The sequence below is a fragment of the Lapillicoccus sp. genome (genome assembly GCF_025353065.1).
GTDB lineage: Bacteria > Actinomycetota > Actinomycetes > Actinomycetales > Dermatophilaceae > Lapillicoccus.
In genome coordinates this window covers 1-11,588 of record NZ_JANXRJ010000264.1, presented here as the reverse complement: position 1 = coordinate 11,588, position 11,588 = coordinate 1, and the positions used below count along the sequence as shown (strand labels likewise).

At 69.2% G+C, this 11,588-nt stretch carries 7 protein-coding genes and 2 pseudogenes; 2 read left to right on the top strand and 7 right to left on the bottom strand.

What is annotated here, in order from left to right:
* From Q0R63_RS19440 to Q0R63_RS19415, 6 genes and pseudogenes are all read right to left on the bottom strand, one after another.
* Window positions 1–1,046, bottom strand: a pseudogene (locus Q0R63_RS19440) (DNA-directed RNA polymerase subunit beta'); the annotation flags it as partial.
* 133 nt (window positions 1,047–1,179) lie between these two features.
* Window positions 1,180–4,665 carry a DNA-directed RNA polymerase subunit beta gene (rpoB, locus tag Q0R63_RS19435; RefSeq protein WP_295701067.1) on the bottom strand — a complete coding sequence of 1,162 codons (3,486 nt, stop codon included), beginning with the start codon at window positions 4,663–4,665 and terminating at the stop codon, window positions 1,180–1,182.
* A gap of 507 nt (window positions 4,666–5,172) precedes the next feature.
* Complete coding sequence (gene rplL, locus Q0R63_RS19430; RefSeq protein ID WP_295701065.1) at window positions 5,173–5,559, bottom strand: 50S ribosomal protein L7/L12; 387 nt, start codon at window positions 5,557–5,559, stop codon at window positions 5,173–5,175.
* Between the two features lie 252 nt (window positions 5,560–5,811).
* Window positions 5,812–6,345, bottom strand: a pseudogene (rplJ, locus tag Q0R63_RS19425) (50S ribosomal protein L10); the annotation flags it as partial.
* A 326-nt stretch (window positions 6,346–6,671) separates the two neighbouring features.
* A complete protein-coding gene (locus Q0R63_RS19420; protein WP_295701060.1) occupies window positions 6,672–7,457 on the bottom strand; it encodes a hypothetical protein in 786 nt (261 codons plus the stop codon).
* Between the two features lie 166 nt (window positions 7,458–7,623).
* Entirely contained in the window at window positions 7,624–8,235 is a 612-nt protein-coding gene (locus Q0R63_RS19415) for a hypothetical protein (RefSeq protein WP_295701058.1), read from the bottom strand.
* Window positions 8,236–8,466: 231 nt separating this feature from the next.
* Here Q0R63_RS19415 and Q0R63_RS19410 point away from each other — a divergent pair, with 231 nt between their 5' ends.
* Together Q0R63_RS19410 and Q0R63_RS19405 are read left to right on the top strand one after the other, a co-directional pair.
* A complete protein-coding gene (locus Q0R63_RS19410) occupies window positions 8,467–9,810 on the top strand; it encodes an alanine racemase (RefSeq protein WP_295701055.1) in 1,344 nt (447 codons plus the stop codon).
* A gap of 282 nt (window positions 9,811–10,092) precedes the next feature.
* On the top strand, window positions 10,093–10,554 hold the full coding sequence (locus Q0R63_RS19405; RefSeq protein ID WP_295701051.1) for a hypothetical protein: 462 nt from the start codon (window positions 10,093–10,095) through the stop codon (window positions 10,552–10,554).
* Window positions 10,555–10,720: 166 nt separating this feature from the next.
* Here the strand turns inward: Q0R63_RS19405 and rplA are convergent, their stop codons facing one another.
* Window positions 10,721–11,440 carry a 50S ribosomal protein L1 gene (gene rplA / locus Q0R63_RS19400; protein ID WP_295701049.1) on the bottom strand — a complete coding sequence of 240 codons (720 nt, stop codon included), beginning with the start codon at window positions 11,438–11,440 and terminating at the stop codon, window positions 10,721–10,723.
* Between the last annotated feature and the right edge of the window lie 148 nt (window positions 11,441–11,588).

The window sequence follows — 11,588 nt, the reverse complement described above, 5'->3', positions numbered from 1 at the left end:
TTGATCACCCGACGGTAGAGGTCGGTGAGGTCGGACGTCGCGAAGCGGCCACCGTCGAGCTGCACCATCGGGCGCAGGTCCGGGGGGATGACCGGGACGCAGTCGAGGACCATGCCGGTCGGGCTGTTGGTCGTCGTCGTGAACGCGGTGACGACCTTGAGCCGCTTGAGGGCACGGGTCTTCTTCTGGCCCTTGCCGGTGGCGATGATCTCGCGGAGGATCTCGATCTCGGCCTCGAGGTCGAAGGTCTGCAGACGCTTCTGGATCGCGGCTGCCCCCATCCCGCCCTCGAAGTAGAGACCGAAGCGGTCACGCATCTCGCGGTAGAGGATCTCGTCGCCCTCGAGGTCCTGGACCTTGAGGTTCTTGAACCGGTCCCAGACCTGCTCGAGCCGCTCGACCAGCTGGTCGGCCCGCTTACGGATGTTGTTCATCTCGCGCTCGGCCTGCTCGCGGATCTTGCGCTTGGCGTCGGCCTTGGCACCCTCGGCCTCGAGCTCGGCGATGTTGCGCTCGAGGATCTTGGCGCGGGTGTCGACGTCGACGTCGCGGCGGTTCTCGATCTCCTTCTTCTCGACCTGGATCTGCGCCTCGAGGGAGGGCTGGTCGGCGTGCCGCTGGTCCACGTCGACGGACGTGATCATGTAGGCCGCGAAGTAGATGACCTTCTCGAGGTCCTTAGGGGCGAGGTCGAGGAGGTAGCCGAGCCGGCTCGGGACACCCTTGAAGTACCAGATGTGGGTGACGGGAGCGGCGAGCTCGATGTGGCCCATCCGCTCACGACGGACCTTGGCCCGGGTCACCTCGACGCCGCAGCGCTCGCAGATGATGCCCTTGAAGCGGACCCGCTTGTACTTTCCGCAGTTGCACTCCCAGTCCCGGGTGGGCCCGAAGATGCGCTCGCAGAACAGGCCCTCCTTCTCAGGCTTCAGGGTGCGGTAGTTGATGGTCTCCGGCTTCTTGACCTCGCCGTGGCTCCACCGACGGATGTCGTCGGCGGTGGCGAGGCCGATACGCAGCTCGTCAAAGAAGTTAACGTCCAGCACAGGGTGCTTCCTTACTTTCGTATGCCATGAAAGTTCCGTTCGGGGGTGAAGGGCAGTAAGGCGCGGACGGGCTGCGCCCCACTGTTCCTTCGATCGTGAAGATGCTCACTCGCTCTGCGCTCGCTCGGATCTCTCAGACCTCTTCGACGCTGCTCGGCTCACGCCGCGACAGGTCGATACCGAGCTCCTCGGCGGCGCGGAACACGTCCTCGTCGCTCTCCTTCATCTCGATGGCCTGGCCATCGCTGGAGAGGACCTCGACGTTGAGACACAGGGACTGCATCTCCTTGAGGAGCACCTTGAACGACTCGGGGATGCCGGAGTCGGGGATGTTCTCGCCCTTGACGATCGCCTCGTAGACCTTGACGCGTCCGGGGACGTCGTCGGACTTGATCGTCAGCAGCTCCTGCAGCGTGTATGCCGCGCCGTAGGCCTCGAGCGCCCAGACCTCCATCTCACCGAACCGCTGGCCACCGAACTGGGCCTTACCGCCGAGCGGCTGCTGGGTGATCATCGAGTAGGGACCCGTGGAGCGTGCGTGGATCTTGTCGTCGACGAGGTGGTGGAGCTTGAGGATGTACATGTAGCCCACCGACACCGGGTCCGGGAACGGCTCGCCGGAGCGACCGTCGAAGAGCAGCGCCTTGCCGGTGTGGTCGATCAGCCGCACGTCGTCGCGCGTCTTGAGCGTCGAGTCGAGCAGACCCGTGATGACGTCCTCGCCCGCACCGTCGAAGACGGGGCTGGCGACGCGGCTACCGGCGGGCGCCTCGAAGGCGTCCCTCGGCACGGGCTTGGCCCAGTCGGGCTCACCCTCGATCTTCCAGCCGCGCGAGGCGGCCCAGCCGAGGTGGAGCTCGAGGATCTGACCGACGTTCATCCGGCCCGGGACACCGAGCGGGTTGAGCACGACGTCGACGGGGGTGCCGTCCTCGAGGAACGGCATGTCCTCGACGGGCAGGATCTTGGAGATGACGCCCTTGTTGCCGTGCCGCCCGGCGAGCTTGTCGCCGTCGGTGATCTTGCGCTTGTTGGCGACGTAGACCCGCACGAGCTGGTTGACACCCGGGGGCAGGTCGTCGCCCTCGTCCTTGTCGAAGACCTTGACGCCGATCACCGTGCCGGTCTCGCCGTGGGGCACCTTGAGCGAGGTGTCGCGCACCTCGCGCGCCTTCTCGCCGAAGATGGCGCGCAGCAGGCGCTCCTCGGGGGTCAGCTCGGTCTCACCCTTGGGCGTGACCTTGCCGACCAGCAGGTCGCCGTCGCGGACCTCGGCACCGATCCGGATGATGCCGCGCTCGTCGAGGTCGGCGAGCACGTCCTCGGAGACGTTGGGGATGTCCCGCGTGATCTCCTCCGGGCCGAGCTTGGTGTCCCGGGCGTCGACCTCGTGCTCCTCGATGTGGATCGAGGAGAGGACGTCGTCCTGGACGAGACGCTGGCTGAGGATGATCGCATCCTCGTAGTTGTGGCCCTCCCACGGCATGAACGCCACGAGCAGGTTGCGCCCGAGCGCCATCTCGCCACCGTCGGTGGCGGGACCGTCGGCGATGACCGAGCCGACCGCGAGCTTGTCACCCTCGTTGACGACGACGACCTGGTTGTAGCAGTTACCCTGGTTGGACCGGTTGAACTTGCTGATCCGGTAGGTCTGCGTCGTGCCGTCGTCGTTGGCGACGGTCACCAGGTCGGCACTGACCTCGGTCACGACGCCCGGCTTCTGGGCCAGGACGACGTCGCCGGAGTCGAGCGCGGCCCGGAACTCCATGCCGGTGCCGACGAGCGGGGCCTCGGACTTGACCAGGGGCACCGCCTGACGCTGCATGTTGGAGCCCATCAGCGCGCGGTTGGCGTCGTCGTGCTCGAGGAACGGGATCAGCGCGGTCGCGGCCGAGACCATCTGGCGGGCCGAGACGTCCATGTAGTCGACGTCGATGCCTGGGATGTATTCGACCTCGCCGCCCTTGGTCCGCACGAGCACGCGCTCCTCGGCGAAGTGGCCGTCCGTGGCGAGCGGGGTGTTCGCCTGGGCGATGACGTGCTCGTCCTCCTCGTCGGCCGACAGGTAGTCGACCTCGTCGGAGACCTTGCCCTTGGTCACCTTGCGGTACGGCGTCTCGACGAAGCCGAACGCGTTGATCCGGGCGAACGAGGCGAGCGAGCCGATCAGGCCGATGTTGGGGCCTTCCGGGGTCTCGATCGGGCACATCCGGCCGTAGTGCGAGGAGTGGACGTCGCGCACCTCCATACCGGCGCGGTCGCGGGACAGACCACCCGGGCCGAGGGCCGACAGACGCCGCTTGTGCGTCAGGCCCGCGAGGGGGTTGTTCTGGTCCATGAACTGCGAGAGCTGGCTGGTGCCGAAGAACTCGCGGATCGAGGCGACCACTGGGCGGATGTTGATGAGCGTCTGGGGCGTGATCGCCTCGACGTCCTGGGTCGTCATCCGCTCGCGGACGACGCGCTCCATCCGGGACAGGCCGGTGCGGACCTGGTTCTGGATGAGCTCGCCGACGCTGCGGAGGCGACGGTTGCCGAAGTGGTCGATGTCGTCGACCTCGACGCGCAGCTCGACGTCCTGACCCTGGCGCCGACCCTTCACCTTGTGCTCGCCGGCGTGCAGCATGACGAGGTAGCGGATCGTCGCGACGATGTCGTCGATCGACAGCGTGGAGGCGTTGAGCTCGGCCTCGACACCCAGCTTCTTGTTGATCTTGTAGCGACCGACCTTGGCCAGGTCGTAGCGCTTGGGGTTGAAGTAGAGGTTGTCGAGGAGGGTCTGGGCGGCCTCCTTGGTCGGCGGCTCGCCCGGACGCAGCTTGCGGTAGATGTCGAGCAGCGCGTCGTCCTGGCCCTGCGTGTGGTCCTTCTCGAGGGTCAGGCGCATCGACTCGAAGTCGCCGAACTCCTCGAGGATCTGGGCCTCGGTCCAGCCGAGCGCCTTGAGGAGCACCGTGACCGACTGCTTGCGCTTGCGGTCGACGCGGACGCCGACCATGTCGCGCTTGTCGATCTCGAACTCGAGCCAGGCGCCGCGGCTCGGGATGACCCGCGTGGTGTAGACGTCCTTGTCCGACGTGCGGTCGGCCGTGCGCTCGAAGTAGACCCCCGGGCTGCGGACGAGCTGCGAGACGACGACGCGCTCGGTGCCGTTGATGATGAAGGTGCCGCGCTCGGTCATCAGCGGGAAGTCGCCCATGAAGACCGTCTGGCTCTTGATCTCACCGGTGTTGGTGTTCATGAACTCCGCGGTGACGAACAGCGGGGCGTCATAGGTCTGGTCCCGCTCCTTGCAGGACTCGATCGTCTTGCGGGTCTCCTCGAAACGGTGGTCGCGGAACGACAGCGACATCGATCCGGAGAAGTCCTCGATCGGGGAGATCTCCTCGAAGATCTCCTCGAGGCCCGACCGGTCGGGGACGTCGGTGCGCCCGGTGCTCTTGGCCTCGGCGACGCGGGCCTGCCAGCGCTCGTTGCCGAGCAGCCAGTCGAAGCTCTCCGTCTGGAGAGCGAGGAGGTCAGGGACCTCCAGCGGTTCGCGAATCTGCGCGAATGACAGACGGCCTGAGGCCGTCCGTGCGGTGGACACATTCTGGGTCAAGGTGCGCGAGGCAGCCAAGGAGGGTCCTTCCACGGGCCTTACTGAGTGATGTGGATCGGCGTCACCCGGAGACGATGGATCCTGGACTCAGCGAGGTCTGTGGGGCACGCCGGACGGGGCCGGACGGGCAACACATAGCGCTCGGGCTGAAGGCGGGATCACGGGTCATGGGCAGCGCAAAGCGTCAGCATACCCCGTGAGGGCATGGATGTCCACTCGAGTCAAGTGCCGTCGGTGGGCGCCAGAGCGGCGCGCCGTCCCGGACGGACCCGTCGAGAACGCCATGAGAATGGACCCTCCCCGGGGCCTACGTCAAGGCTGCGCCGGTGACCGGCGCGTCGCCGCCCTCCGGCAGAGGTCCCTGACAGGCGGTGACGGCGGTTGTCGTCGCAGGTCAGCAGGCTGCCCGACCGTTCGGCGATGCACCCCGGCCGGCAGCCGGCCGGCGACACGGGAAGGGCCCGACCACCGTGGTGGACGAGCCCTTCCATGACGCGCCGGGCGCGGTGCGCGCGTCCGGTCCGACTACTTGAGGGTGACGGTCGCGCCGGCAGCCTCGAGCTGGTCCTTGGCCTTCTCGGCCGCAGCCTTGTCGACCTTCTCGAGGACGGCCTTGGGGGCGCCGTCGACGAGGTCCTTGGCCTCCTTGAGGCCGAGGCTCGTGAGCGCGCGGACCTCCTTGATGACCTGGATCTTCTTCTCGCCGGCCGCCTCGAGGACGACATCGAACTCGTCCTGCTCCTCGACCGCGTCGGCCGGGGCGCCGGCCCCGGCGCCGGCGGGGGCGATGGCGACGGGGGCCGCCGCGGTGACCCCGAAGGTATCCTCGAACTGCTTCACGAACTCGGAGAGCTCGATCAGGGTCATCTCCTTGAAGGCGTCAAGGAGCTCGTCGGTGCTGAGCTTCGCCATGGTGGCGTTCCTTCCTGTTTGTGCCGTGTGAGTGGCGTGTTGGTGTGGTGCGACCTACGGACCCGAGGGACCCGTCGGTCAGCTGTCGCCACCCTCGGCGACGTCCTGGGGTGCAGCCTCGGTCACGGCGTCCTGCTCATCAGCGGGAGCCGGGGCCTCGTCCTGCGGGGTGTCCGTGGCGTCGGCGCTCTCGGTGCCCTCGGTGGGCGTCGCGTCGACGGTGTCCTGCGGGGCGTCGGCAGGAGCCGCGTCCTGCGGGGCCACGGGGGTCTCCGCCTCGACCTTGGCACGGAGCGCGTCGATGAGACGGACACTCTGTGACAGGGGTGCGGCGAAGAGGTAGACCGCCTTGCTGAGCGGGGCGTTGAGAGCGCCTGCCAGCTTGGCGAGGAGCACCTCGCGCGACTCGAGGTCCGCGAGCTTGGTGATCTCTTCCGGCGTCAACGGCTTGCCGTCGAGGACGCCGCCCTTGATCACCAAGAGGGGGTTGGCCTTGGCGAAGTCCCTCAGGGCCTTGGCTGCCTCGACCGGGTCACCGGTGACGAAGGCGATGGCCGAGGGCCCCTGCAGCTGCCCGTCGAAAGCCGTGACTCCGGCTTCCTTGGCGGCGAGCATGGTGAGGGTGTTCTTCACCACGGCATAGGTGGCGTGCTCACGGATGTCGTTGCGCAGCGTGGTGAGCTGCTTCACGGTCAGACCGCGATATTCCGTCAGCACGGCCGCACCCGAGGTGCGGAAGTTCTCCGCGAGCTCGGCGACGGCGGCAGTCTTCTCGGCGTTGGCCATCGGGCCTCCTTCCGTTACGTGGAACCGACGCGTCGTCCTGGTCGAGTTGACGACTGGCCCTGACACGACGAGAGCCCCGGCGCAGGCGCACGGGGCTGGACGGCATAGGCCCCGCCTTGGCAGGGGAATCCGCAACACTCATGGCCTGCGCTGGATGCCCGCTTCGCGGCGGGACCTTCGGCCTGGCACCCGCGGGAGCGGGAGCCGGACAACCGGCGGTCTTTGGTCGATGGCCCACAGTACGGGCGGCAGACCCCCGCGGTCAAAACGAGGGGTCGCCGCCCGTCGCGCAGCGGGGATCAGCCGGGGGGATCAGACAGCGGGGATCAGCCGGTGGCGGTGGGCACGGCGGGCCGGCCGACCTGGTCGGCCGGGGGCGCGGTGATGGTGACCGGCGCACCCCAGTCGGAGTACTTCGCGGTCACGGTGACCCCCGAGGTGGTGACCTTGAAGGTGCTCGGGAGGCCCTGGCCGTCGACGGTCACCTCGAGGGTGCCGCCGGCGAGGGCGGTGGCGCCGGTGATCTCGTAGGTGGTCTGGCCGCCGCTGGTGCTCTTGACCGTGGCCTTGCCACCCTTGAGGCTGTCGACGAGGGCGCGGGGGTCACCGGTGTTGCTGCCGAGCTGGGCCATGCTCTTGCTCAGGGAGTCGGTGCCCTTCGGGTCGATCTTCACCCAGGGCTTACCGCCGGTGAGCTGGACCGGGAGGCCCTTGATGTAGACGACGCCGCCGGTCGTGACGATCTCGAGCGTCATACCGGCCACGGTGAAGGTGCCCTGTGCCTGCGTCGTCGCGCCGTCGACCGCGAACTGCAGGCTCCCGGTGGCGTTCGTGCCGGCCGACCCCCCGCTCGTGGAGATCGTGCCCTTGCCGCTCTTGGCCTTCAGCATCGCGTCGCTGATCCTGGTGGCGAGCGCCGTCGCGTCCTCGCTCTGGCCGGCGGCCGCGGCGGGAGTGGCGGGAGTGGCGGACGAGCCCGTGCTGGAGGAGCTGGACGAGCTGGACGAGCTCGACGAGCTCGAGGTGGCGGCCGTCGGGCTCGCGGAGCTGCCGCAGCCGGCGAGCACGAGGGCGCCCGACAGCGCGATGGCCGGAACGAGGGACTTCTTCATGGCATACCTCTGGTCGATGGCTGGCGGTGCCCACGAGAGCGCAGAACGCTTTCCGACTCTAGCAACGCGCGTGACGGTCCCCGGTCCGACGCGGGAGACCCCGGTCCTGGTTCCCCGGTCGACCACCGGATCGCCGTCAGATCGGCCCAGGCCGTCGGGCCGTGGGTCAGCTGGTGGCCGTGGCAGCAGGGACCGTCCCGATCTGGTCGGCCGGGGGGACCGTGATGGTCACCGGGGAACCCCAGTCGGTGTAGGTCACCTGCAGCGTCGCCTTGGGCAGGGTGACCGTCGAGGTGACCGGTCGGTCCAGGGCGTCGATCGTGAGCACCATGGTGCTGCCGGCAAGCGCCGCACTCGTGATGTCGAACGTGGTCAGGCCGCCGCCCTGGGCAATGACCTTCGCCCTCCTGCCCCGCAGGCTCTTCGCCAGAGCGCCGCGCGGGTCAGCGAGGCTGGTGCCGAGCTGAGCCACGCTCCTGCTCAGCGAGTCCGTGCCCTTCGGGTCGATCTTCACCCACGGCTTGCCGCCCGTCATCTGGACAGGCAGGCCCTTCATGTAGGCGACGCCGCCAGCAATCAGGAGCACCACCGTCATCCCGGCCACCGTCAAGGTCCCCTGTGCCTGCGGCGTCGCGCCGAACACGAACTGCATGCTCTCGGTCATGGTGGTGGACGACGTTCCGTCGTTCACGGAGAACGTGCCTCTCCCCGTCTTGGCCTTCGCCATGGCATCGGTCATCCTCGTGCCCAGCTCGGTCGCGTCGATCGTGTCGCCCACGGCAGCTTGGGATGTGGCGGAGCTCGATGAGGACGCACTCGGGGTGGCGACTACGGGACGTCAGGAGTCTAGCAACCCGCCCAACGGTCCCCGGTCGGAAACCCGGAACCCCGGGCGTGGTCCTCGGGCAGGCGGCTCCCCGATCGGACGAAGGCACAGGGCGACCCCCGATACTGGGGTGGCGGAGGCGGATGGGCAACGATGGTGGCCCGAGGTGCCGGAAGGAGAGCCATGGGGATCGCCACGATCGACGACACCCGGGTGGACGTCCTGGCCCAGCGGCGGATCGGGCCCACCGACAAGGGCTGGCCCCCGGCCCTGTGGGGTCGCACGGTGGCGGAGGTCCGCGAGCTGCGCCCGACCATCAGCGCCTTCCCGACCCCGCTCGTCACCCTGTCCCGGACCGCACTCGACACCAACCTCACCGCCATGTCGGCCTGGGCGGCCGGCCACGGGCTGTCCCTCGCCCCGCACGGCAAGACGACGATGGCGCCGCAGCTGTGGCGGGAGCAGCTCGACGCCGGCGCCTGGGGCATCACGGTCGCCACCTTCGGGCAGCTGGCCGTGGCCCGCAGCTTCGGCGTCACCCGGGTCGTCGTCGCGAACGCCCTCCTCGATCCGTCCGGCCTGCGCTGGCTCGCGGCCGACCTCGCCGCCCGTCCCGACGTGCGGGTGCTGGTCTGGGCCGACTCGCCGGCGGTCGTCGAGATCATGGCGACGGCGCTCGCCGACGGCGACGTCGATGCCCGCCTGCACCCCGTCGACGTCCTCGTCGAGCTCGGCGGCACGGGAGGGCGGATGGGGGTGCGGACCGTCGCGGGTGGCCTCGAGGTCGCCCGGGCCGTCGCGGCGGCGCCCGGTCTGCGGCTCGCGGGTGTCGCCGGCTACGAGGGCGCGCTCGCCCACGCCGCGAGGGCCGACAACCTGGGGACCCTGAGTGGCTACCTCGCCGACCTCGCCCTCCTCCACGAGATCATCGCCGACGCCGGGCTGTATGCCGGGCTCCCCACTGGCACAGAGCCGCTCGTCAGCGCCGGGGGCAGCGCCTACCCCGACCTCGTGGCCGAGGTCCTCGCCCCGCTCGGGCACGACGGGACGACGACCGTGCTCCTGCGGTCGGGTGCCTACCTCACGCACGACGACGGCTACTACCGCGACGTCTCACCGCTCGGTCGGCGTCCCCGCACGGACGGTGGCCGGCTGCGGGCAGCGCTGCACGGATGGGCCTCGGTGAGCTCGGCGCCCGAGCCCGGTCTCGTCATCATCGACGCGGGCAAGCGCGACCTGCCGCATGACGTGGGCCTGCCCGAGGTGCAGCTCCGCCGCGGTCGCACCCCCGGCGCTCCCTCGACCCGGGTCGAGGGCGCCGAGGTGACCGCCCTCAACGACCAGCACGCCTTCATCCGGTCCGACCCCGCAAGCACCGTCCTCACCGACCTCGTCGTGGGCGACCGGCTCCGACTGGGGATCAGCCACCCGTGCACGACCTTCGACAAGTGGCGGCTGATCCCCGTCGTCGACGACGCCGACGCGGCCGACCCGGTCGTCGTCGACGCCGCGCGCACCTTCTTCTGAGCGCTGCGTCCGGCTGAGCCCTGCGTCCGGCGGGCCCCTGCGTCCGGCTGAGCCCCTGCGTCCGCACCGACGCGACACCGATATGCCGTCGGCGCGGACGTCCGGGCGAGAGATGCGGACAAAGCCTCATCGAGGTCTGGATTGGGCTAATATGGACATAACGGCTAGAAGTGCATCATCCGAATGGATGATTCGGGCATATTGCCCTTTCGGCGCGGTCGTCGCCGTTCTACCTTCAAACACACCAGCAAGGACCGAGCCCCACGGAAGGGGGAACCTCCGATGACCGCAGTGACCCGGCCCCCCAGCGACGTCAGCGACCTCAGGGAGGTCAGCGCCTTCGGGGACGTCAGCGCCCTCAGCGCCTTCAGCGCCCTCGGGCAGCGCATCGGTGGTCTCACCCCCGGCATCCGCTCCTCGCTGCGGACCGGCGCGGTCGCGGCTACCCTGCTCGGGCCCGCCGTGGTCGTCCTGTCCTCGCACCGGCCCTGGGGCCTGACCCTCTTCGCCATCGTGCTGGGTGGCCTCGGGCTGGTGCTCGCCTCGATCGCCGTCATCGAGCTGCTCCCGACGCCCGGTCGCCTCGTCTTCCACGAGCACGGCTTCGCCGACATCCGTCCCGACAGCTCGATGGACCTCTACCTCGACGGCACAGCCGTCGTCCACACCGTGCCGAGTGAGAACCTCCCTCCATCGGCCCGCGCGATGGGGGACCCCCCGACGTCTTCCGTCGCGACACGCTGAGACACCGCACCCCCCACGCGACGAACTCAGCGCAGCGCCCGGACCCCCTCCCAGGGTCCGGGCGCTCGGTCGTCTGGCGCGCTTGCGTCCCGACGGCGGGAGGACGGCCGAACGCCCGGCCCCCTCATCGAGGAGACCGGGCGCGGTTGGAGCGCGGGGGCGCGGGTCAGGCGTTCGCGTCCTCTTCGGCGAGCAGGTTGCGGGTCCGGCGGTAGTCCAGGGGAATGCCCGGGCCCATCGTCGTCGTCATCGTCGCCTTCTCGATGTAGTTGCCCTTCGAGGAGGACGGCTTGAGCCGCAGGATCTCGTCGAGCGCCGCCGCGTAGTTCTCCACGAGCGAGGTCTCGTCGAACGAGGCCTTGCCGATGATGAAGTGGAGGTTGGCGTGCTTGTCGGTCCGGAACTCGATCTTGCCGCCCTTGATCTCCGTCACGGCCTTGGCGACGTCCATCGTCACCGTGCCCGTCTTGGGGTTCGGCATCAGCCCACGGGGGCCGAGGACCTTGCCGAGCCGGCCGACCTTGCCCATCATGTCCGGCGTCGCGACGACGGAGTCGAAGTCGAGCCAGCCACCGGCGACCTTCTCGAGGAGGTCGTCGGAGCCGACGAAGTCGGCGCCGGCCTCACGGGCCGCCTCGGCCCGGTCGCCGTTGGCGAACACCAGGACGCGGGCGGTCTTGCCCGTGCCGTGCGGGAGGTTGACGGTGCCACGGACCATCTGGTCGGCCTTGCGGGGGTCGACGCCGAGCCGCATGGCGACCTCGACGGTCGAGTCGTACTTCGTCAGGGACGTGCCCTTGGCGAGGCGGACCGCCTCGAGGGGGGCGTAGACCTTGGCCGCGTCGATCTTCTCGGCGGCGGACCGGTAAGCCTTGCTGCGCTTCATTGCTGCTCCTGTTGGTCGTGCGGATTTCGCGGTGCTGGAGTCGTGGTGTCTCGGACCAGCGCTGGTCCTGCCACACACGGCATACGGGAGGTATGCCGTGCTGTCGTGCTGTCGTGCTGTCGTGCTGTCGTGCTGTCGTGCTGTCGTG